Raw genomic sequence first — 21721 nt, 5'->3', positions numbered from 1 at the left:
TCGGTCTTCGCCGGACGTACACCCGTTCGAGTGACCGGCGGACCGGAACCGGCCGGGATGCATGCCCCCTGCGCGCACCCCGGCCGGTCGTCCACTGCGGCGCCGCGACGCGGCGCGGGCCTCAGCCCTGGCGGCGCACCAGCGTGCCGGCCCGCGGTCCGGCGCCGGCCGCGCCGAACGACGATCCGGTGTACGTGGTGCCCACCCGGCCGACGGCGCCGAGCTGGGCCGTGGCGGTGACGCGGACGGCCGGGGCCGAGCCGGGCCGGGCGGCGACCGCTGCGGGTACGGAGGTGCCGGCGAACGGCACGGCCGAGCGCCCGGCCGAGGTCACCACGGTCGGGCCGGGACCGGACAGCGCCGAGGCGATCGCCGCCTGGGCATCACGCCGACGGCGGTTCCAGGCGCCCCGGTCACCGTCGAAGTAGCCCTGGCGGTAACCGAACCGGTAGCCGATGCGGTAGCTGAGCTGACCGTGCAGGCGCCCGGCCGCGTAGCAGGTGGAGCCGAGCAGGAGAACGAGCACCACGGCGAGAAAGGGAGTCATCGCTCGTCCGCCCCGGGCAGCGGGTCGACCACCAGCAGGCGCTCCAGATCGTCGGTGCTGACCTCCTCGACCAGCTCCACGCTGATCCGGCAGCCGTCGAGGATCACCTCGGCCACCGACGCCCGGCGGATCTCCCCGCCGGAGTCGTAGACCCGCACGCTCAGCTCCGGGCAGCCGAGGTGGGTCCGCCAGGCGTCCCACTCCCCCCGGTCGCCGACGCTGAGTGAGAGATACCGGCACCCGCGGGCGAGATAGAGACGCCAGGGGGCGCTCAGCCCGGCGGACACTCCGTCCGCGATCAGCCCGAAAGCCTGGGCACGTGTCGCGAGCTCGGTCACGAAACCCCCTCGGCACCCGCGGAGTGACGCATGTGAGCACTCGTCGTCTCAAGCACGTGACACACCGTAAGTTGTCTCATGAGCGTGACAGTATCAGCTTTTCAGGCCTTTGCCGCCGTACTCGTGTCCATCTATTCTGCCCGGGTGACACCCCTCAGGAGCAGCACTGGATCGTTTACCGGAAATCCCGGATCATCGTCACGTCGGCGTGACAGCAGCGCGCCGAGCCGTCCTCTAGGGACCGACTGGCCGTACCGTCACGGGGTGACCGAGACGACCAACGCACGGAAGATCGCGTTCGCCACCTTCGTCCGGCGCGCGCTCGACGACGCCCGCGCACTGCGGGCCTGGAGCGGCACCGAGGTCTCCCGGCGCACCGGCGTCTCCCGCCAGACCATCAACCGATGGGTACGCGGCGACTGGGCCAGCGACCCGGAGGCGGAACGGGTGGTCGCCTTCTGCGAAGGGCTGGGGCTCGACCCCGCCGCCGCGTTCACCGCGCTCGGCTGGGACCGCGCCGCCGGACCGCGTACCGCGCCGACCCCGCCCCCGATGGACCCGGACGTGGAGGCGCTGCTGCGCCGGCTGGTCGACCCGAACGTGTCCGACGCGGAGAAGTTCCACATTCGAGAAACCATTCGTTACCTCGCATATCGCCCGACTCTGCCGGGCGGTGTCCGAAATAGGGGTAAACAAGCAGGGTAGTTCCTCAGATGGCGAAAGAACGGAAGGTCGGACCCGATCGTTTCGCCTCGGGGACGGATCGGACCCGCTAGCGTCCACGTTTGTACTGCTAGGGGCTCGTCATCGGCGGGGGGACGGGACACAGCCGAACCCAGCCCTGCGGGACAGAAGGAGGGGTCTGTCCATGACCCTGAAATGGTTGGCAGTCGTGGTCGCGGTGGTGTCGCTGACATCGTGCGTGACCGGCAACGTGGTGGTCGGCGTACTGGACGGCGGGCAGCTTCCCCTGGTCGTCAACCTCTTCGCGCTCACCACGGCCGGCACCGCGGTGATCCTCGCCGTCGTCGCCGAGCTGCACGATCGGCTCAACGACCGGGTCAGCGCGCTCACCGAGTTCCTGGTGGCGCGGCTCAACGAGATCGAGGCACACACCGGCGACCGCAACACCGGCTTCGTGGAGGGCTACCTGCTCAGCCACGGGCAGGAGGCGGCCGTGGTGCCGTTCGGTCGCCGGGGACGAGGAGCCGCCGAACGCTGATCCCCACGTCGTTCCGACGTCACATCTCGGCCACGAATACGCCGCCCGGCGCGGGGTACGCTGACGCGCGTGCCGCCGTTGAATCTGGGCAACCAGCAGCCGAAGACCCCGTTGAACGCGGAGCACGCCTGGCGTGCGACCGCTGACCGCGCGGGTGACGTCGTCCTCTTCTTCGACTTCGACGGCACACTGGCGCCCGTCGACGACGACCCCACGGCCGTACGGCCCGCGCCCAACGTGCTCACCGCGCTGGAGGCGCTCGCCCCGCACGTCCGCCGGATCGCCATCGTCTCCGCCCGCCCGGTGGACTTCCTGCGTGACCACCTCGGCGGCCTCGCCGGCATCGACCTGTACGGGCTCTACGGCCTGGAGCACAGCCACTCCGGCGGCGAGACGGTCACCGAGCCGGCCGCCCTGCCGTGGGTGCCGACCATGTCAGAGCTGGCCGAGCAGGCCCGCGCCGAACTGCCGCCCGGCGCGCTCGTCGAGTTCAAGCGGCTCTCCGTGGCGCTGCACTGGCGTACCGCACCGCAGCTCGGCGACCTGGTGCAGGAGTGGGGCCGGGCCCAGGCCGAGCGGCTGGGCCTGCGCGCCCAGCCGGGCCGGATGGTGCTGGAACTGAAGCCCCCTGTCGACCGGGACAAGGGCATGGTGATCGGCGAGACGGTCCGGGACGCCGGTGGCGCCTGGTACTTCGGCGACGACGTCTCCGACATCAAGGCGTTCGCCGCGCTGCGCGCCCGCGCCGCCGCCGATCCCGACTTCCTCGGTGTCTGCGTCGCCGTCGCCAACCCGGAGACCGGTCACGAGGTGGCCGATGCCGCCGACCTGACCCTGGACTCCCCGGCCGCCCTGGCCGACTTCCTCACCGCCGCCCTGCCCCACCTCCGCTGACACCCCGCCCCGCGGTTTCTCCCCCGCGATCTTGCACTTGCCGCCCCGGCAAAGCAGGGCAAAAGCCCCGCCCTCGGGGCCGAAAGTGCAAGATCGCCGGGGCGAGGGCGGCGGGTGGGGCGGTGGGGGCGAGGGGGTCAGGTGCCGAAGCGGCGCTGGCGGGTGGCGTAGGAGCGCAGGGCCCGCAGGAAGTCGACCTTGCGGAAGTCGGGCCAGTTCAGCTCGCAGAAGTAGAACTCCGAGTGCGCGCTCTGCCAGAGCATGAAGCCGGAGAGCCGCTGCTCGCCACTGGTCCGGATGATCAGATCCGGGTCCGGCAGCCCCTTCGTGTAGAGGTGCTCGGAGATGTGGTCGACGTTGATCGAGGTGGCCAGTTCCTCGATCGTGCCGCCGTTCGCCGCGTGCTCCACCAGCAGCGAGCGGACCGCGTCGGCGATCTCGCGCCGCCCGCCGTACCCGACTGCGATGTTGACCTGAGCCCCGCCGTCGCGGTCGCGGGTGCGTTCCTCGGCGGCCTTGAGCGCGGCGGCGTGCTGCGCCGGCAGCACGTCGAGCGCGCCGACCATCCGCAGCCGCCAGGGGTTGCCCTCCTCGGCCAGCTCGGTGGTGAGGTCCTCGATGATCTGGAGCAGCGGGTCCAGCTCGGCGGCCGGGCGGGACAGGTTGTCGGTGGAGAGCAGCCAGAGTGTGACGTGCCCGACGCCTGCCGCGTCGCACCAGCGGAGCAGCTCCTTGATCCGCTCGGCGCCCATCCGGTGGCCGTCGTTCGGGTCGACGAAGCCCATCTCCCGGGCCCATCTGCGGTTGCCGTCGCACATCACGCCGACGTGTGCGGGTACGGGCTTGCCCGCGAGCTTCGCCGTCAGCCGGCGCTCGTACACGGAGTAGAGGAGTTTCCGCAGAGTCATCACCTTGCAGGGTAGCGACCCGCGGGAGAGATCAGTGTCTCGGTGGCATATCACCTGACTGTGCGCCGGTCCGGCGTGGTCGCGGCAGGTCCGCCCCGATCGCCATCAGGGTGCGCGCGTCCAGCCGGCCGTCGCCGAGTCCCAGCTCCACCACGGTGCGGTAGACGCGTTCGTCCCGCCGGGCCGCGCCGACCACCGCGTCGACCACCCGGCGCCGCCGGGCCAGCCACGCCGCCACCGAGCTGTGCCGCAGGTGGGTGCCGAGCCGGGCGCGCAGCGCGGCGGCGTACGCCCGGGCGGCCCCGGCCGGGGAGCCGGCCGCCGCCGCGCCGGCGAGCGCTCCGGACCGAAGCGCGTAGAAGATGCCCTCGCCGGTGAACGGGTTGATCAGCGACAGCGCGTCCCCGGCCAGCACCACCCGTCCGCGGCCGGGCGCGGGCCGGTGGGTGGACAGCGGCAGGTGGTGCGCCCGCAACCCGGTCACCGTGGCCGGGTCGACGTCCGGGAGCAGCGCTGCCATCCGGTCCAGCAGGTGCGCGCGGGTCAGTGGCTCGCCGCGCAACACCTCCCCGTACCCGACGTTCGCGCGACCGTCGCCGATCGGAAAGGCCCAGGCATACGCGGGCCAGCGCGCGGCCGAGGTGACGATGAGCTGTTCGGGCGGCCCGGCCGGTGTGGGCGCGTAGCCCCGGATGGCGAGCGCCAGGTGCCGGTCCGGGTTGACCGGATGACCGAGCGCGCGCCGTACCACCGATCCGGCGCCGTCAGCGCCGACCACCGCCCGTGCGGACAGCTCTCCGTCGAGCACCACCCGGTCGGCGGCGATGTCCACCCGGCGTACGGTGTGCCGCCGCAACTCCGCGCCCGCCGCCACCGCCGCTGCCACCAGGCGCGCGTCGAACACCTGGCGGGGCACCGTGTACGCGGGCCGGGGCAGCGTCCGGGCGACGGTGCCGCCACCGGGGCCGACCAGGCGCAGCGCGGGCAGTGGCGCGTAGCCGTCGACCGCGCCGGTCACGCCCAGCTCGGCGAGGACGTCCAGCGCGTGCGCGGCGATGCCGTCTCCGCACGCCTTGTCGCGGGGGAAGTCGGACCGGTCGAGCAGCAGCACCCGCGCCGCCCCGGCCCGCCGCGCGCCGAGCGCTGCGGCCGCTCCGGCCGGCCCCGCCCCCACCACCACGACGTCCCACATGTCCTCATCCTGCCCCGCCGCACCCTGCCCTGGGCGACGATCATGAGGTTGACGGCAGCGAAGGAGATCGAATAAGACGCCAACTTCATGGTCAACCGAGTGAGGGTGGGGTGCGGGTGGCGCGGTGCAGGGAGTAGAAGGTGAGGGCCGCCGCCGTGACCAGGGGGGCGCCGTCGCGGATCAGGCCGTCGGTGCCGAGCAGCCACCAGCACAGCGGCAGGTCGATCGCCAGGACGCCGAGTGTGACCACTACCAGCGCCCGGCGCGCCCATGCCCGGTCGCGCAGCAGGAAGGCGGTGCAGAACAGCACGGCGTAGCTGACCGCGATGCCGGCGCCGAACCAGAAGATCAATGCCGGTACGGCGGCCAGCCGCCCGTCCAGTACGGCGCCGGTCGCGACGAGCGCCGGCACCAGCATCAGCGGGCTGTAGGTGAACGCCGCGACCCGGGCGGTGAGCAGCCAGCCGTTCGCCTGCGGGCGCTTCGGCGCCATCTCCCGCCAGGCGATCGTCCCGCCCTCGACGACCAGGCCCTTGCGGTGCCGGACCAGGTGCGCGCGGATCGCCTCGGAGCGGTAGAGCAGCACCACCACGGCGACGCAGAGCGCGGTGAGCACGGCGAACCCGACCAGGCCCGGCAGCGCGGGCACCCCCTGCCGGGGCACGATCAGCCGCCCGACCGCGAAGATCGTGGTCACGGCCAGGATCAGCCCGAACGGCCGCGCACCCACCCGGCCCTTGTTCACCTGCCCGATCAGCAGCAGGAAGCCGAGCGACCGGAGCATCGCCCAGCCGGTGCGTACGGCCAGACCGAACTCCTGCTCCGGGGCGTACCAGTAGTTGAGCAGCTCGACCACGACGGTGGCCGCCGCGGTCACGGCGAGCAGCGTGGTGAGCGCCCGGACGGCGGACGGCCGCCGGACCTCGACAGGTTCAGCGGCCGTCCTCATGGCATCCGATGTTGCCCGGCGGGGGCAACAGGCACACCTGTTACTTCTGCGGCTCCGCGTCGAGCCGGGCGCGCAGCGCGTCCAGCTCGGCCCAGAGCACGCCGGGGAGCTTGTCCCCGAACTTCTCGAACCACTCGGTGACCAGCGGCAGCTCGTTGCGCCACTCGTCCGCGTCGACCTTCAGCGCGATCCGGACGTCCTCCGGGGTCATGTCCAGACCCTCGACGTCGAGCGCGTCCTGCGCCGGCACCATGCCGATCGGCGTCTCCACGGCCTCGGCCCGGCCCTCCAGCCGCTCGATGACCCACTTGAGCACGCGGGAGTTCTCGCCGAAGCCCGGCCAGAGGAAGTTGCCCTCGGCGTCCTTGCGGAACCAGTTCACGTAGTAGATCTTGGGCAGCTTGGCCTCGTCGCCGTCCGCGCCCTTGCCCATCTCGATCCAGTGCCGGAAGTAGTCGCCGGCGTTGTAACCGATGAACGGCAGCATGGCCATCGGGTCGCGGCGGACCACGCCGACCGCGCCGGAGGCGGCGGCGGTCGTCTCCGAGGAGAGCGTGGCGCCCATGTAGACGCCGTGCACCCAGTCGCGGGCCTCGGTGACCAGCGGGATGGTGTCCCGGCGGCGGCCACCGAACAGGATCGCGTCGATCGGCACGCCGTTCGGGTCGTAGTAGTCGTCGGCCAGGATCGGGCACTGCGTGATCGGCGTGCAGAAACGGCTGTTCGCGTGCGAGGAGAGGCTCTCGCTCTCCGGCGTCCAGTCGTTGCCCTTCCAGTCGATCAGGTGCGCCGGCGGCTCACCCATGCCCTCCCACCAGATGTCGCCGTCGTCGGTGAGCGCCACGTTGGTGAAGATGGAGTTGCCCCGGTCCAGCGTCCGCATGGCGTTGGCGTTGGTCTTCCAGTCGGTGCCGGGTGCGACGCCGAACAGGCCGTACTCGGGGTTGATCGCGTAGAGGCGGCCGTCCGCGCCGAACCGCATCCAGGCGATGTCGTCGCCGATGGTCTCGACCTTCCAGCCCGGGATGGTCGGCTCCAGCATGGCGAGGTTGGTCTTGCCGCAGGCCGACGGGAAGGCGCCGGCGATGTGGTAGACCTTGCCCTCCGGCGAGGTGATCTTGAGGATCAGCATGTGCTCGGCGAGCCAGCCCTCGTCGCGCCCCATCACGCTGGCGATACGCAGCGAGTAGCACTTCTTGCCGAGCAGCGAGTTGCCGCCGTAGCCGGAGCCGTACGACCAGATCTCCCGGGTCTCCGGGAAGTGCGAGATGTACTTGGTCTCGTTGCACGGCCACGCCACGTCCTGCGCACCCGGCGCGAGCGGGGCGCCGATGGAGTGCAGCGCGTGCACGAAGTCGGCGTCGTCGCCCATCGCCTCCAGGATCGACGACCCCATCCGGGTCATGATCCGCATCGAGGCGACGACGTACGGGCTGTCGGTGATCTCCACGCCGAACATGGGGTTCTCGGCCTCGACCGGGCCCATGCAGAACGGGATGACGTACATGGTGCGCCCGCGCATGCTGCCGCGGTACAGCTCCGTCATCGTCCGCTTCATCTCGGCCGGCGCCATCCAGTTGTTGGTGGGGCCGGCGTCCGCCTCGTCGACGGAGCAGATGAAGGTGCGCTCCTCCACCCGGGCGACGTCCGTGGGGTCGGTACGCGCGTAGAACGAGTTGGGCTTCTTCTCGGGATTGAGGCGGATCAGGGTGCCGTTCTCGACGAGTTCGTCGGTGAGGCGGCGCCACTCCTCATCAGACCCGTCCACCCAGACCACACGGTCCGGGGTGGTCAGTTCCGCGACCTCACGTACCCAGGCGAGCAGCTTGGGGTTGGACGTCGGGGCCTGATCGATACCCCGAACAGCAGCCGGAGCAACCATGTCACTTCTCCTTGTGGTCGACGCTGACCGATCTATGGGGTGCACGAGTTCCGGCGGGCTGGTACGCCGCCTCGTGGAAACCTGGGATTGGGCTCAGCGTAAACCGGACTGCCTCGTCAGTCAGTGGGACTGGTTGTGAAGAACTGCACAAGGTACGGCCACGCTGCGGCATCACGATCTGATACCCGCTTTCGCGCGCAGTTTCACGCAAATCCTGCGGTGAACCTTCGACGGCCGGGTCCGGCACCGAGTGACCGCGACGCCCGATCGCGTTGAAGCGTACGAACATGTCGCGAAAGACGATTCCGTGATGCGCTCCACAGATTCGCACAGCGCGTTACGCTCTGCTCACGGACATCGAGAACGGGCGACGCCTCTCCGACCCCGGCAGCCCGAGCGCGACGGCCGCGGCGAAGCCGTCGTGGCCGACTCGCCGTTGCAGTCCGCCCGGTTACCGCGCAACCGGTACTCTCGGCGGGTGGCCGCGACGATGACCGGAGACCAACCGGGGGCTCCGCAGACCCGCCGGGGTCCGATCGGAGCACTGCTCGACCGTTTCGGTCACCTCATCCACGAGCTGAGCAAGTTCGCCACCGTCGGCGGCCTGGCCTTCGTCGTGGACTTCATCCTCTTCAACTACCTGTCCAGCGGCCGGGACATGGCACCGCTGGCCGCGAAGACCATCTCCACGGTGATCGCCGCGACCGTCGCCTTCCTCGGCAACCGGTTCTGGACGTGGCGGCACCGGCAGCGGTCGAACCCGGCCCGCGAGTACGCGCTGTTCTTCTTCTTCAACGCGGTCGGCCTCGGCATCGCGGTGGCCTGCCTGGCGATCAGCCACTACGGGCTGGGCGCGATCTGGCCCGCGGTGTTCCAGACGCCCCTGGCTGACAACATCGCCAGCTTCGTCGTCGGCACCGGCCTGGGGACACTCTTCCGGTTCTGGTCGTACCGACGGTTCGTCTTCGTCGAGGCGGGAACACCTCCCGTTCCGGCAACGAGCCACGACCGAGAGTCCGGGGCGTGACGAACCGCCCATCCCGACCCGCCGGGCCCAGCCGGCCCAGCCAACTGCCTAAGGTGTTCCGCATGCCTGGAGTCCGTCTGCTGCCCGAGCGCTGGCAGAAGTTCATCCACGAGGCGCTCAAATTCGGCATCGTCGGCGGCATCAACACCGTCATCAATTACGCGGTGTTCAATGCGCTGGCACTCACGGTTTTCCGTGACGGTCAGCTGAAGGCGACAGTGATCGCGACGATTGTTGCCACGATCACGTCGTATCTGATGAATCGTCACTGGACGTACCGTGATCGACCGAAATCGGCACTCCGGCGCGAATACGTCCTGTTCTTCCTCTTCAACGGCGCGGGTCTGCTCATCGAACTCGGCGTCCTGGCCCTGGCCAAGTACGGCCTCGGCGTACACGGCCTGCTCGCGCTGAACGTCGCCAAGACCATCGGTGTCCTGCTGGCCACGCTGTTCCGCTTCTGGTCGTACCGCACGTTCGTCTTCCAGCCGGTACCCAAGCACGCCGAGGAGACCTGGCACTCGGTGCCGCGTGACGAGTGGGACAACGTCGCCGAGATGGACCCGGTGGCCGAGCTGGCCGAGTCGGTCAGCGAGCTGGAGGAGGAGGAACCAGCTCCGGGCGCCGGCCGGGTGGCCGACTTCCCGCCACCGCGTGGCCGCCCCGCACCGGCGGACGCCGGACTGGGTGGCGCGCTCGGCGCCGACCTGGACGCCGAACTCGCCGCGGAACTCCAGCCCCGCCGCGCCCGCCGCTGAACGACGAAAGGCCGGCACCCCTGACACGGGGTGCCGGCCTTTTCCGTCGGTCAACGTCAGGGCTGGTCGCGCAGGGCCTTGCCCTCGGTCATGTCGGCCAGGATCTCGCGCATCTCGCCGTCACCCAGGCTGTGCTTGTCGTGGTGCGCCTCGACCAGCTCGTAGAGCTTCGTCTGAACCTTGTCCACGCCCGGCACGTCGTGCAGCACCGACTGGCCGCGCTCACCCGCCGACTCGATGGTCAGCGTGCCGCAGCCGAGCAGCCGCTCCACGAAACGCTGGTGCATGGCGTGGTCGTTGATCCGGGTCAGCGGCAGGTCCCGCCGGTTACGCGACAGCACCCCCTGCTGGAGCAGCACCCGCTCGTTGGTGAACAGGTAGTGCGTGGTGCGCCAGACCAGGAACGGCCACAGACCCAGCCACAGCACCAGTGCCAGGCCGACCACCGCGATCGCGTAGAGCGCGATCGTGCCGCCGCTGCCGTCGGGCAGCAGGAGCCACCCGGCGACGACCGCCGCGACGGCGAGCACGAGCACCAGGACCGGCCGGATCAGGGCCTTCCAGTGCGGGTGCAGGTGCAACACGACGTGCTCGTCCTCGGTGAGCACGTCTTCGGGGAACGCCACGGCTGAACCTCCTCGCAGAACCGGACGCGCTGACCGTAACCGGTCGGCGCATCCGGCCGGCATCGGCCGCGCGGACGGCTACCCGTGGTTGTTAACAGGGGGCCCTTCCTCTACCGGAGGCGTTAAGAGGGTGCCCTTCCTTTCACCGCAGGTGCAGCACGTCGCCTGCGGCCAGCCGCAGCGTCTCGGCGCCCGTCTCGACCAGGAGTTGCCCGTCGGCGTCCACGCCGGTGGCGGTGCCGTGCACCTCGCGGCCGTCGGGCAGCAGCACCCGCACCTGGCGGCCGACTGTGGCGCACCCCGCCAGGTACGCCTCACGCAGCCCGCTGGCCTCCGCGTCGCCTCCGGCGTCACGCCAGCGCTCGTACCAGTCGGCGAGCGAGCGCAGCAGCGCCCGCAGCAGCGGATCGCGGTCGGTGGCGGTGGCGCCGGCGAGCTGGAGCGACGTGGCGGGCAGCCCGGTCGGGTTCTCCGGCAGCTCGTCGGCGCGCAGCGTCACGTTCAGCCCGACACCGACCACGATCGCCGGCGGCCTGTCGTTCTCCCCCGGCACCGCCTCGGCCAGCACCCCGGCGCACTTCGCACCGTCCACCAGCAGGTCGTTGGGCCACTTCAGCCGCGCGTCCAGCTCGGCCAGCAGCCGTACCGCCTCGGCCAGCGCGACACCGGCCAGCAGCGGCAGCCAGCCGTACCCGGTGGTGGGCACGGGCGACCAGCCGCGCTCCGCGACCGCCTCGCCGGGCCGCAGCAGCACGCTCGTCGCGAGACCGGCGCGCGGCGGCGACTGCCAGACGCGGCCCCGGCGGCCGCGGCCGGCGGTCTGCCGCTCGGCGACCACCACCAGGCCCTCCGGCTCGCCGGCCCGCGCCGCGGCCACCACGTCCGCGTTCGTCGAGCCGGTCTCGGCCAGCAACTCCAACCGGCGCCAGGGCCCGTGCGGCGCGACGAGCGCGCGCCGCAGCCGGGCCGCCGACAGCGGCGGTCGGTCCAGATCGGTGTACGGCGAACCGGGCATCCCGCCAGCCTACGGCCACCGGGTCCGCCGGTCGCCGCGAAGCGGTGAGGCGCACTGCACAGCCTCAGACACCTGAACCATCGTTATATTCCACGGGTGACTACCGAGACCGGGTTCAACATCCACACGACCGCCGGCAAGCTGGCGGACCTGGAGCGACGGCTCGACGAGGCGGTGCACGCCGGGTCGGCACGCGCGGTCGAGAAGCAGCACGCGCGGGGCAAGAAGACCGCCCGCGAGCGGATCGAGATGCTCCTCGACGAGGGCTCGTTCGTCGAGCTGGACGAGTTCGCCCGGCATCGCTCGACCAACTTCGGGCTGGAGAAGACCCGCCCGTACGGGGACGGCGTGGTGACCGGCTACGGCACCGTGGACGGCCGGCAGGTCTGCGTCTTCTCGCAGGACTTCACCGTCTTCGGCGGCTCCCTCGGCGAGGTCTTCGGCGAGAAGATCGTCAAGCTGATGGACCTCGCCATGAAGATCGGCTGCCCGGTCGTCGGCATCAACGACTCCGGCGGCGCGCGGATCCAGGAGGGCGTCACCTCCCTCGGCCTCTACGGCGAGATCTTCTTCCGCAACGTCCGGGCCAGCGGCGTCATCCCGCAGATCTCGCTGATCATGGGCCCGTGCGCGGGCGGCGCCGTCTACTCCCCGGCGGTCACCGACTTCACCGTCATGGTCGACCAGACCTCGCACATGTTCATCACCGGCCCCGACGTGATCAAGACGGTCACCGGCGAGGACGTCGGCATGGAGGAACTGGGCGGCGCCCGCACCCACAACACCCGCAGCGGCAACGCGCACTACCTCGGCACCGACGAGGAGGACGCGATCGAGTACGTCAAGGCGCTGCTGTCGTACCTGCCGTCGAACAACCTGGACGAGCCGCCGGTCTTCGACGCGCCCGCGATCCTCGACGTCACCGAGGAGGACCGGGAACTGGACACGCTGATCCCGGACTCGGCGAACCAGCCGTACGACATGCACCGGGTCATCGAGCACGTGCTCGACGACGGCGAGTTCCTCGAGGTGCAGCCGCTGTACGCGCAGAACATGGTTGTCGGTTTCGGCCGCGTCGAGGGGCGTCCCGTGGGCGTGGTGGCGAACCAGCCGATGCAGTTCGCCGGCACGCTCGACATCGCCGCGTCGGAGAAGGCGGCCCGGTTCGTGCGCACCTGCGACGCGTTCAACGTCCCGGTGCTCACCTTCGTCGACGTGCCCGGCTTCCTGCCCGGCACCGGCCAGGAGTGGGACGGCATCATCCGCCGCGGCGCGAAGCTCATCTACGCGTACGCCGAGGCCACCGTCCCGAAGGTCACAGTCATCACCCGCAAGGCCTACGGCGGCGCGTACGACGTGATGGGCTCCAAGCACCTCGGCGCGGACCTGAACTTCGCCTGGCCGACCGCGCAGATCGCGGTGATGGGCGCGCAGGGCGCGGTGAACATCCTCTACCGCTCGGAGCTGGCGAACGCCGAGGACCCGGCCGCCGTCCGCGCCGAGAAGATCGCCGAGTACGAGGACACGCTCGCCAACCCGTACATCGCCGCCGAGCGCGGCTACGTCGACGGGGTGATCCCGCCGCACGAGACGCGTACCCAGATCGTGCGGGCGCTGCGGGTGCTGCGCACCAAGCGCGAGACGCTGCCGCCGAAGAAGCACGGCAACATCCCGCTGTAGCCGACCTGGTGCCCCGCCACCGAGTCGGCGGGGCACCGGCGTCAGCAACCCGGGTTCGCGGCCACGCACATCCGCTCGGCGGCGACCCGGGCCATCTGCCGTACCTGTTCCTCGGTCACCCTGGCCTCGGGCACCTGGCCCTGGGGCAGGTCGGTCCGCAGCCGGCCGGACGGGATCAGCACCGTCACCAGGTCACCCACCCTTACGACCAGCCGGTCCTCGTACAACGGCGCATAGCCGGGCGGCCGGCCGGTCGCCTGGTCCGGCGGCACGCTCGCCTCGTGGCGCAGCAGCAGCGCCTGATCGCCGGCGAAGCCGCTCGCCGCGACGTACCAGCGGTGCACGACCTCGGCGCCGACCATCCCCCGCTCGGTGTAGGCCTGGCCCGTCGTCCGCCACGCGCCGCAGGCCGCGACAGTGCCCTCCAGGTCGGTGACGAACCGGCCCGCCGCCCCGGGTTCCATCCGGTAGACCTCTTGGGTGAGGACCGATCCGACGGTGGTCGCGGGCTCGGTCGGCGGTTCCATCAGGGTCTGCGACCGCGAGTAGCGCGAGCGCGGTTCCTCGGCCGGCCGCCCCTGTTCCCGGGCGCAGACCTGGAGGAGGTCGTCGACCCGGACCGGCTCGTCGAGGCCGGTCTCGCTGAGCCGCTCGCCTGTGGGAACGGGGATGTCGGCCGGTTCCAGCATCGCCTCGGCCACGATCTCCCCCGGCCCGTCGACGGCGCCGGCGGGCGGTGGCGGCGCACCGCCCCGATCCACGAGGGTCGCGGTGAGCGCCGCGACGACCACCACCGAGACCGCGGCGAGCGCGGCGGAGCGCCGGCTGCGCCGCCGGGCCGTGGCCCGGATCGCCTCCGGCTCCGGCCAGGTGACGTTGCGCAGGTCCCGGTGCAGCAACTCCACGAGCGCGACGTCGTCAGGCATCTGCCGCCTCCTCTTCCAGGTCCACCACGGCGAGCAGCCCGGCGAGCGCGGTCCGCCCCCGGGACAGCCGGGCCTTGACGGTGCCGATCGGGGCCTCGGTCTCCCGCGCCACCTCGGCGACCGGCATGCCGAGCAGGTAGTGCATGGCGATCGCGGTGCGCTGGGCCTCGGGCAGCCGGCGCAGCGCGGCGACCACGTCCAGCGTCTCGGTGCTCGGCGGCGGCACGTCCGCCACCGCGCCATGGCGCAGGTAGGCACGGGCCCGGCTGCGCAGGCTGCGCCAGCGGCTCACCGCGATCCGGCTCGCCACCACACGTACCCATGCCTCCGGGTCGTCGTACGCACGCACCGTGGACCACCGCTGCCAGGCCCGGATGTACGCCTCCTGCACGGCGTCCTGCGCCTCGGCGAGGTCGCCGGTGAGCACGTAGACGAAGCCGAGCAGCCGCTGCCGGCTGCCCCGGTAGAACTCGTCGAAGCCGTCGCTGTCGGGCACCTGCCACCTCCCCGTGTTCGTGAGGGGACACGCCTGGCGGCGCGGCGCGGGTTGCCCGCTCAGCCGAGCAATTTCTCCAACTCGCCGAGCGGGAAGCCGCCGGCCGGGATCCGGTCGCGGACGGCCCGGCGTACCGCGGTCTGCACCGCCGCGTTGGCCGGGGTGGGTACGCCGTGCAGTCGCCCGAGCAGCACGATCTCGCCGTTGAGGTGGTCGGTCTCGACCGAGCCCGCACCACGGGCCAGGCTCTGCCAGGTGGAGCCGCCGGAGCCCACCGGCCGGTGCGACACCAGGTCACCGCGTTCGGCGGCCTCCTCCTCGACCGAGGTGTGGGCGATGCCGGCGGCCGCGAGCGCCGCCTCGCCCTCGGCGCGTACCCGTTTCGACAGGGCTTCGGGCACGTCCCGGCCGAGCAGCGCCTGGAGGCCGTTGCCGAGGTTGGCGAGCAGCTTGCCGTACTTCCAGCGCATCACGTCGTCGCGCACCGGCGCGACGAACCCGGCGGCGGTCAGGTCGGCGGCGACCGCGCGGCTGGTGTCGTCGGCGCCGCTCGGGTAGCGGCCGATGTGCAGCATGCCCGGATGCGGATGGCCGTTGGCGACCACCACGCCCGGTTCCAGGTGGGTGGCGGGCAGCCACACGCACACCGGGTGTACGCGGGCGAAGCGCCGCAGCGCGGCCGGCTCGTTCGCGACGCCGTTCTGGGCCAGCACGACCGGCAGCCGTTCGCCCGCCGTCCCGCCACCCTCGACCGGGACGTCCGCCCAGACGTCGAGTGCCGCCACGGTGTCCTGCGACTTCACGGTGAGGACCAGCACTGTGTCCGCCGGCAGCGGCGGCCCGTCCGGCCCGGCCACCGCCGGGAGCCGGCCGGTCACGTCACGGTCCGGCGTGCGCAGCGTCAGACCCCGCTCCCGCAGCGCGTCCAGGTGCGCGCCGCGGGCCACGAGCGTCACGTCGTGGCCGGCGTCGGCCAGGAGTACGCCGATGGTGCCGCCGACCGCGCCCGCTCCGATGATCACATATCGCACGGTCCGATTCTGCCCTGCCACGTAGCGGCCCGCTCCGCGGCGCGATACGGCGTGCAGCGGGCCGGCGCGGCTCGGCGCGTTCGTGCGGCTCGGCGCGGTCAGCCGGTGAGCCCCGCGTCGGCCAGGATCGGGCCGGCCAGCAGCAGCGCGCCGGCGGCCAGCGCGCCCACGCTCACCAGCAGGAACACGCCCACCCAGAACAGCGCCGGGAACGGCGTGATCCGGGCGAGCTGGTCGGCGTCGGACTGCGGCATCCGGCCCCGGGCGCGCTGCCGGTGCAGCTCGAACACCGGCCGTACGCCACCGATCAGCAGGAACCAGACCGACGTCCAGGCGAACGCGGCCTGCACCTCGGGCGAGGTGTACCAGGAGACGGCGAGCACCACCCCACCGGTGACCAGCAGCGACAGCACGCCGAACAGGTTGCGGATCATCACCAGCATGGCCAGCAGCAGCGCCACCGCGAGCCAGAGCAGCAGCGTGATCCGGTTCCCGGCCAGCAGCCACGCGCCGCCGAGGCCGAGCAGCGACGGCGCGACGTATCCGGCGAGCAGCGTGAGGATCATGCCGGGCCCGGTGGGACGGCCGGCGGAGAGCGTGAGCCCGGAGGTGTCCGAGTGCAGCCGGATGCCGTGCAGCCGCCGGCCGGTGAGCAACGCGACGAGCGCGTGGCCGCCCTCGTGCGCGATGGTCACCGCGTTACGGGCGATCCGCCAGGGCAGCCGGGCCACGACCACCGCGAGCGCGACCACGGCGGTGAGAACCACGAGCAGCGGCGGCGGGTCCGGCTGGGCGCTGGTCAGCGTGTCCCAGAGCGTGGTGAGACCGTCGATCAGGGGCATGGGCGGGGAGCCTACCGCCCCGAGCCGTGTCGTTCGACCGGCGTGCTCCCGCAGCCGGTCAGACTTGGCCGGGCAGTTACTGGAACGGAGATGATGTCGGGTGGATTCGGTAACTGGTGCGTCCGTGACCCCGCTGACCGAGGCCGATTATCTCGCGATGGGCGACGGTCACCACCGCGTCGAACTGTTCGACCGAGGACTGGTCGTCAGCCCCGCCCCGGACCTGCGGCATCAGCGGGTGGTGCGCCGGTTGGCGAACGCCGTCGAGTCGGTGGCCGCGCCGGTCGGGTTCTGCGTCCATCACGGCGTCAACGTTCGGCTCGGCGTCGACCGGATCATGATCCCCGACCTCGTCGTCACAGATGCCGACGACGAGGGCGCGATCCTGGACGCGGAACGTGTGGCGCTGGTCGGCGAGGTCGTCTCGCCCCGGAACTCCGGAGTCGACCGGGTGTTGAAGATGCAGCTCTACGCGATCGCCCGGATTCCGTGGTACCTGCTCGTCGAGCAGGACGGCGACAGCCACTCGCTGCGGCTGCACCGGCTCGACGGCGCGCACTACGTCGAGGATGCCGTCGCCAAGGCAGGTGAGACGCTCAGTGTCACCGAGCCGTTCCGCTGGGCGATGGACCCGAGCGACCTGCGCTGATCCGCAACTGTCGCGCCACCTGGGCGAACGACGGCCGCCGATGAAGATTTCCTTTCTTCCTATTGCGATCTAGGGCACTAATCTCCAAAGATGGGCATCAATCAACGGACGTCCCTCTGGAGGCAACCATGGCCCGTACCAGACTCTCCGTACGCCGGCTTCTCGCCGCCGGCCTGGCCGCCGCCGCCACCGCGGCCGCGGCCCTCGTGGCGACCGCCGGACCGGCCGCCGCCGCGACCACGCCCGGGATCGACGTCTCCCGCTACCAGGGCAGCATCAACTGGACCAGCGTGCGTAACTCGGGCATCCAGTTCGCCTTCATCAAGGCCACCGAGGGTACGAGCTACAAGGACCCGAACTTCAACGCGAACTACGTCAACGCGTACAACGCCGGGGTGATCCGCGGGGCGTACCACTTCGCCCGGCCGAACATCTCCGCCGGTTCCACCCAGGCCAACTACCTGGCCAGCAACGGTGGTGCCTGGTCGGCGGACAGCCGTACGCTTCCCGCCGCGCTGGACATCGAGGGCAACCCGTACAGCGGCGGCTACTGCTACGGCCTGAGCACCACCGGCATGCGCAACTGGATCCAGGACTTCCTGAACACCTACCGCTCCCGCACCGGCCGGTACGCGGTCATCTACACCACCACGAGCTGGTGGAACCAGTGCACCGGCAGCTGGACCGGCCCGTGGGCCAACCACCCGCTGTGGCTCGCCCGCTGGGCCAGCGCGCCGGGCACCCTGCCGGCCGGCGCCCCGTTCTGGAGCTTCTGGCAGTACACCAGCACCGGCGCCGTCTCCGGGATCAGCGGCAACGTCGACCGCAACTACTGGAACGGCGACCGCAGCCGGCTGATCGCGCTGGCCAACAACACCTGACCGGCGCGCGAAAGCAATGGGACCGCCTCGTCTCGGGGCGGTCCCGCTGTCGTCGTACCCGAGGTCAGGCTCTGCGGCGCGCGGTGGCCGGGACGGGCACCGGCGTCCGGCGCATCAGGCGCCACGCCGCCACACCGGCGACAGTGAGCGTCAGCACGCCGAGGACCGCGACCGGCGCGGACAGGCCGGCGCTGATCAGGAGCAGTACGACGTCGCCGAGCGCCACGAGCATCCACAGTGCCAGCCGCGGGCCGGTGTACCTCCGTCGGTAACCCATGTCGCGCCTCCTTCCGTCGTCGGAGGGATTCATACCCCCGACGACGGAAAGCCATGCGAGCGAGTTTCGTAACCGCGCGGGATTCCCGGTCAGTTCTTGCGGTCCGGCACGAAGCCCTTGGTGATGATCTCCCAGTTGGCCAGGTTGGCGTCCCAGTCCTTCGCGGGCACCTCCCAGCGCAACGCGAAGCCCCGGTTGCTGGCGGTCGCCACACCCCGGTTGCGGACATGGAAGCGGGTGTCGCCGTTGCGCGTCTCCAGCCAGTCCCAGTCGGCGCAGGTGCGGTAGTAGCCGTCGCACTTGGTGATGCCGACCAGCTTGTAGCCCCGCACACGCGACGCGCGGTACGGCTCCTGTTTCTGCCAGTCGGTGTACGCGTCGGGCTTCGGATCGGACGTCCACTGGATGAACAGCACCCGCCGGCTGCCGCCGACCTCGTAGAGCACGACGTTGTCCCCGCCGACCCGCGCCTGGAAGTTCTCCGGGATCGGCACCTTGAAGCCGTTCGGGCCGGTGTAGAGGCGCCAGCCGGCCGGCAACGCGGCCCCGGACGCCGACGGGCTGGCCGACGGCGTGGGGCTGGCCGACGCCGCCGGGGCGCTCGGCGACGCGCTCTCGCTCGGCGCGGGCGGCGGCGCCGCCGACGCCGAGGTGCCGGCCGTCGGCTCACCGCCGTCGCCGTCGTCACCGTTGTTCAGCAGCGGCACGGCCACTACCAGGCCGACGAGCAGCAGCAGGACCAGCGCGCCGATCAGCAGGTTGCGGCGGTTGGGCGCGGACTTCTCAACCGGCAGCACCGTCGCCCGGCCGGTCGACGGCGCGGGATCGGCTGAAGCCGGAGCCGGGCTGACCGGCGCGGAGCCGGACGCGGCCGGGCTCACCGGCGCCGGGGTGTCGGTGACCGGCTCGCCGTCGAGCCGCGTCTCGTCCAGCGCCGGGTCGACGCCGTCCACCCGGGCCTCGTCGTCCACAAGCGTCTCGTCGGTCGAGGGCGCCGGGTCGAGCTTCGCCGTCGGATCGGCGGGCGGCGGGGTCACCTTCGCGGTGGGCCCGGCGTCCGAGGTGGGCGCCGGCACCTTCGCCGTCGGGTCGGCGGCTGCCGCCGTACCCCCGGTTGCGGCGACCCCGGACGCGGCGCGTTCGGCCTGGTCGGCCGGGCGCGGCGCGGGCACCAGCGGCGGGCGCGGCACGCGCGGACCGTTCGGCCCGGGACGGCGTACGCCGTCCAGCAGCGAGATGCTCTTGGCCCGCCGGCCGGCGGCCTTGCGCAGCATGCGCTCGGCCACCTCGGCGGTGATCCGCTCGTCCGGGTCCTTGCGCAGCAGGCCCTGGAGCACCGGCTTGAGCGGCCCGGCGTTGCGCGGCGGCGGCATCGGCTCGGTGGCGAGCGCGGCGAGCGTGGCGATCGCCGACGGGCGCGCGTACGGCGACTTGCCCTCGACCGCCGCGTAGAGCGTGGCGCCGAGCGACCAGAGGTCGGCCTCCGGGCCGGCAGTGCCGTCGCGGGCGCGCTCCGGAGAGATGTACGCGGGCGAGCCCAGTACCATACCGGTGCGCGTCACGTTCGGGTCGCCGGGGATGGTGGCCAGGCCGAAGTCGGTGAGCACCACGCGGCCGTCCTCGCCGAGCAGCACGTTGCCCGGCTTGACGTCGCGGTGCATGATCCCGGCCTTGTGCGCGGCCTTCAACGCGTTCAGCACGCCGAGGCCGATCTCGACCGCCTTCGCCACCGAGACCGGGCCGTCCTCGGCGATGGTGTCCTGCAACGACTTCGACGCCACGTACTCCATGACGATCCACGGATCGCCGTCGGTGCGCAGCACGTCGAAGATGCGGACCACGTTGACGTTGTTGAGCCGGGCGATCGCCCGCGCCTCACGCAGCGAGCGCTCACGCATCTCGCGGCGCTCCTCCGGGGTGAGGCCGGGGGGCGGGACCAGTTCCTTGATGGCCACGTCCCGGTGCAGCACCTCGTCCCGCGCCTTCCAGACGCGGCCCATGCCGCCTTGACCGAGCGGCGTGAGAAGCCGGTATCGGTCGGCGACGAGTTGGGGGAGCGCGTTCGACATCGCAGAAACCGTACCCGGCCGCTGCGACGCCCACACCGTCGGCACGCCACTGTACGGCGAAGGTCGAATTCGCGACGCGTACCCTTGGGTCATGTCTGCCGAGGAGCCGCTGTTCCGGATCGTCCGTGGCGTGCCCACCGCCGAGGAGCTGGCCGCTCTGGTCGGCGCGATCGTGGTCCGCACCCGCCCGGCCCAGGCCGCCGCGCCGGCCCCCGTGTCGCAGTGGGCGCGCAGCGCACGCCCCGCCCTGGCCGGGCCCGTCGCGGGGCCCGGCGCGTGGCGGGCCTCCGGCCTCCCCCGCTGACCTCACCTCCCGCCCGCGGCGACGGGCGGGGCTGCCGGGATCAGCGTCGAGCCATTAACCTCACTCAGGGAAACCGTGTGGTGACGGGCAGGAGGCTCCGATGATCCCGGAGGACAACCAGCCAGCCGGCTGGCTGCGCGGCTACGGCGGCATCGAGGCCGACATCCGGCAGATGCGGGAGTTCGCCGACCGCCTCCAGGACGAGGTGACGCGCAACTACTCGCCGCACCTGTCCTACATCGCCGACGACATGAAGGCGCCGGTGCCCAACCCGGCCGACGCCTTCATCGAGCTGGTCCAGTTCCTCCAGGCCCACCACGACACCCAGACCGCCGCGGTGAGCGCCGTGTGGGATCTCGCACCGGCGACCGGCCGCCTCGCCGACGCCGCCGGACGGATCGCCGCCCACTACGGCGACGCCGACGCGTTCTCCTCCGCCCGAGTGGCCGACGTCGAACGAGCGCTCGCCGGGCCGTCGAGCACCGTCGCCCGCCCGATGCCGCCACTGGCCGACCCCACCGCCCCCGAACAGAGCCGGGTGATCCTGCCGTGATCGAACGGGGCAGCGGACGCACCTCCGGGCTGACCGACTGGCGGCTGATGGACGTCCTCAGCATGTGGGCGTGCGTGCAGGACCAGGACACCGCCGGCCAGTGGAAGCAGGTGGCCGGCTGGCGCAAGGTCTGCGACCTCGCCCTGGCCCACCTGAGCCGCCTTCGGGAATACCGGCGCGGTCTGGCCGAGGCCTGGCCGCCGGAGACCAACACCGCCGCGCGGGCGTACATCGCCGAACTCGACCAGCTCATCGACCGCGTGCAGCGCACCCACGACGCCGCCGCCGCGAACTACGACGCGTTGGCGGCCGCCGCCCGCGCCATCGGCAGCGCGCGGGCCGAGCTGCAGCCGCTGCACGAGGAGTACGCGAAGAAGCTGCGGCAGAAGCAGGCGTACGAGGCGACGATCGCCGACCCGAAGGCGGTGGCGGGCAGCCGGTTGCCGGAACGTCCCCCGGTGACGGACGACGACTTGGAGCAGTTGAACGTACGGGCTCGCGGACTGATGACGGGGTTGAGCGGCGAACTCCAGCACGCCCAGGTCATGCTTCGCCAGCCGCCACCTCCGGTTCGGCCTCCCCGCGACGCCTCTACAGAGGAAATCGGAGGAAGTAGCGGCACCGTTCCCCTCATTCCTCCCATCGTTCCGGTCGC

The 21721-nt window shown here is 71.7% G+C and carries 25 protein-coding genes; 10 read left to right on the top strand and 15 right to left on the bottom strand.

The features are described 5' to 3' along the window. Positions 1 to 121 precede the first annotated feature (121 nt). Together ML5_RS05550 and ML5_RS05545 are read right to left on the bottom strand one after the other, a co-directional pair. Positions 122 to 547 carry a hypothetical protein gene (locus ML5_RS05550; RefSeq protein WP_013474019.1) on the bottom strand — a complete coding sequence of 142 codons (426 nt, stop codon included), beginning with the start codon at positions 545 to 547 and terminating at the stop codon, positions 122 to 124. Continuing rightward, positions 544 to 885: a hypothetical protein gene (locus tag ML5_RS05545; protein ID WP_013284064.1), complete on the bottom strand. Its 342-nt coding sequence runs from the start codon at positions 883 to 885 to the stop codon at positions 544 to 546. Before ML5_RS05545 ends, ML5_RS05550 begins: the two co-directional genes overlap by 4 nt. Positions 886 to 1149: 264 nt before the next feature. On the opposite strand from ML5_RS05545, the gene ML5_RS05540 reads away from it, so the two are divergent. The 3 genes from ML5_RS05540 to otsB all read left to right on the top strand — a co-directional run bounded on the left by ML5_RS05540 (position 1150) and on the right by otsB (position 3001). After that, positions 1150 to 1590, top strand: coding sequence for an XRE family transcriptional regulator (locus ML5_RS05540; RefSeq protein ID WP_013474018.1), 441 nt, complete (start codon positions 1150 to 1152; stop codon positions 1588 to 1590). Between the two features lie 163 nt (positions 1591 to 1753). Further along, positions 1754 to 2107 carry a hypothetical protein gene (locus ML5_RS05535; protein ID WP_013284062.1) on the top strand — a complete coding sequence of 118 codons (354 nt, stop codon included), beginning with the start codon at positions 1754 to 1756 and terminating at the stop codon, positions 2105 to 2107. A gap of 69 nt (positions 2108 to 2176) precedes the next feature. Beyond that, complete coding sequence (gene otsB, locus ML5_RS05530) at positions 2177 to 3001, top strand: trehalose-phosphatase (RefSeq protein ID WP_013284061.1); 825 nt, start codon at positions 2177 to 2179, stop codon at positions 2999 to 3001. Positions 3002 to 3138: 137 nt separating this feature from the next. On the opposite strand, the gene ML5_RS05525 is transcribed toward otsB, so the two are convergent. The 4 genes from ML5_RS05525 to ML5_RS05510 form a co-directional block, all read right to left on the bottom strand. Further along, a complete protein-coding gene (locus ML5_RS05525; protein ID WP_013284060.1) occupies positions 3139 to 3909 on the bottom strand; it encodes an isoprenyl transferase in 771 nt (256 codons plus the stop codon). A 31-nt stretch (positions 3910 to 3940) separates the two neighbouring features. Then, entirely contained in the window at positions 3941 to 5101 is a 1161-nt protein-coding gene (locus tag ML5_RS05520; RefSeq protein WP_013474017.1) for a geranylgeranyl reductase family protein, read from the bottom strand. A 91-nt stretch (positions 5102 to 5192) separates the two neighbouring features. After that, the gene (locus ML5_RS05515) at positions 5193 to 6050 is read right to left on the bottom strand and encodes a hypothetical protein (protein WP_013474016.1); all 858 of its coding nucleotides are present in this window, start codon (positions 6048 to 6050) and stop codon (positions 5193 to 5195) included. Between the two features lie 40 nt (positions 6051 to 6090). Further along, a complete protein-coding gene (locus tag ML5_RS05510) occupies positions 6091 to 7932 on the bottom strand; it encodes a phosphoenolpyruvate carboxykinase (GTP) (protein ID WP_013284057.1) in 1842 nt (613 codons plus the stop codon). A 490-nt stretch (positions 7933 to 8422) separates the two neighbouring features. Here ML5_RS05510 and ML5_RS05505 point away from each other — a divergent pair, with 490 nt between their 5' ends. Beyond that, positions 8423 to 8959: a GtrA family protein gene (locus tag ML5_RS05505; RefSeq protein WP_013284056.1), complete on the top strand. Its 537-nt coding sequence runs from the start codon at positions 8423 to 8425 to the stop codon at positions 8957 to 8959. 62 nt (positions 8960 to 9021) lie between these two features. Continuing rightward, positions 9022 to 9717, top strand: coding sequence for a GtrA family protein (locus ML5_RS05500; RefSeq protein ID WP_013474015.1), 696 nt, complete (start codon positions 9022 to 9024; stop codon positions 9715 to 9717). A gap of 56 nt (positions 9718 to 9773) precedes the next feature. On the opposite strand, the gene ML5_RS05495 is transcribed toward ML5_RS05500, so the two are convergent. Both ML5_RS05495 and ML5_RS05490 read right to left on the bottom strand, forming a co-directional pair. After that, entirely contained in the window at positions 9774 to 10343 is a 570-nt protein-coding gene (locus tag ML5_RS05495) for a PH domain-containing protein (protein ID WP_013284054.1), read from the bottom strand. 142 nt (positions 10344 to 10485) lie between these two features. Continuing rightward, on the bottom strand, positions 10486 to 11358 hold the full coding sequence (locus ML5_RS05490; protein ID WP_013474014.1) for a biotin--[acetyl-CoA-carboxylase] ligase: 873 nt from the start codon (positions 11356 to 11358) through the stop codon (positions 10486 to 10488). A gap of 96 nt (positions 11359 to 11454) precedes the next feature. On the opposite strand from ML5_RS05490, the gene ML5_RS05485 reads away from it, so the two are divergent. Next, entirely contained in the window at positions 11455 to 13038 is a 1584-nt protein-coding gene (locus ML5_RS05485; RefSeq protein WP_013474013.1) for an acyl-CoA carboxylase subunit beta, read from the top strand. A gap of 41 nt (positions 13039 to 13079) precedes the next feature. On the opposite strand, the gene ML5_RS05480 is transcribed toward ML5_RS05485, so the two are convergent. The 4 genes from ML5_RS05480 to ML5_RS05465 form a co-directional block, all read right to left on the bottom strand. Continuing rightward, positions 13080 to 13964, bottom strand: a complete 885-nt coding sequence (locus ML5_RS05480; protein ID WP_013474012.1) for a hypothetical protein — start codon at positions 13962 to 13964, stop codon at positions 13080 to 13082. Continuing rightward, a complete protein-coding gene (locus ML5_RS05475) occupies positions 13957 to 14460 on the bottom strand; it encodes a SigE family RNA polymerase sigma factor (protein WP_013474011.1) in 504 nt (167 codons plus the stop codon). The genes ML5_RS05480 and ML5_RS05475 overlap by 8 nt, the downstream gene beginning before the upstream one ends. Before the next feature lie 59 nt (positions 14461 to 14519). After that, positions 14520 to 15491, bottom strand: coding sequence for a ketopantoate reductase family protein (locus tag ML5_RS05470; RefSeq protein ID WP_041784135.1), 972 nt, complete (start codon positions 15489 to 15491; stop codon positions 14520 to 14522). A gap of 98 nt (positions 15492 to 15589) precedes the next feature. Next, a complete protein-coding gene (locus ML5_RS05465) occupies positions 15590 to 16333 on the bottom strand; it encodes a M50 family metallopeptidase (protein ID WP_013474009.1) in 744 nt (247 codons plus the stop codon). A 100-nt stretch (positions 16334 to 16433) separates the two neighbouring features. Between ML5_RS05465 and ML5_RS05460 the strand changes: the two genes are divergently transcribed. After that, positions 16434 to 16982: a Uma2 family endonuclease gene (locus ML5_RS05460; protein ID WP_013474008.1), complete on the top strand. Its 549-nt coding sequence runs from the start codon at positions 16434 to 16436 to the stop codon at positions 16980 to 16982. 128 nt (positions 16983 to 17110) lie between these two features. Further along, entirely contained in the window at positions 17111 to 17863 is a 753-nt protein-coding gene (locus ML5_RS05455; RefSeq protein WP_013474007.1) for a GH25 family lysozyme, read from the top strand. A 64-nt stretch (positions 17864 to 17927) separates the two neighbouring features. Here the strand turns inward: ML5_RS05455 and ML5_RS05450 are convergent, their stop codons facing one another. Then, entirely contained in the window at positions 17928 to 18140 is a 213-nt protein-coding gene (locus ML5_RS05450; RefSeq protein WP_013284045.1) for a hypothetical protein, read from the bottom strand. 89 nt (positions 18141 to 18229) lie between these two features. Then, a complete protein-coding gene (locus ML5_RS05445) occupies positions 18230 to 20209 on the bottom strand; it encodes a serine/threonine-protein kinase (protein WP_013474006.1) in 1980 nt (659 codons plus the stop codon). Positions 20210 to 20300: 91 nt separating this feature from the next. Between ML5_RS05445 and ML5_RS05440 the strand changes: the two genes are divergently transcribed. Further along, positions 20301 to 20513 (top strand): acyl-CoA carboxylase subunit epsilon, encoded by a 213-nt coding sequence (locus tag ML5_RS05440; RefSeq protein WP_013474005.1) that lies wholly within the window; start codon positions 20301 to 20303, stop codon positions 20511 to 20513. Positions 20514 to 20613: 100 nt separating this feature from the next. After that, the gene (locus ML5_RS05435; RefSeq protein ID WP_013284042.1) at positions 20614 to 21066 is read left to right on the top strand and encodes a hypothetical protein; all 453 of its coding nucleotides are present in this window, start codon (positions 20614 to 20616) and stop codon (positions 21064 to 21066) included. 292 nt (positions 21067 to 21358) lie between these two features. On the opposite strand, the gene ML5_RS05430 is transcribed toward ML5_RS05435, so the two are convergent. Then, the gene (locus ML5_RS05430; protein ID WP_041784133.1) at positions 21359 to 21613 is read right to left on the bottom strand and encodes a hypothetical protein; all 255 of its coding nucleotides are present in this window, start codon (positions 21611 to 21613) and stop codon (positions 21359 to 21361) included. Between the last annotated feature and the right edge of the window lie 108 nt (positions 21614 to 21721).

Origin of the sequence: Micromonospora sp. L5 (assembly GCF_000177655.2) — a bacterium.
GTDB lineage: Bacteria > Actinomycetota > Actinomycetes > Mycobacteriales > Micromonosporaceae > Micromonospora > Micromonospora aurantiaca.
Note: the sequence above shows the minus strand (reverse complement) of the source record. Positions and strands in the feature narration are given on the sequence as shown.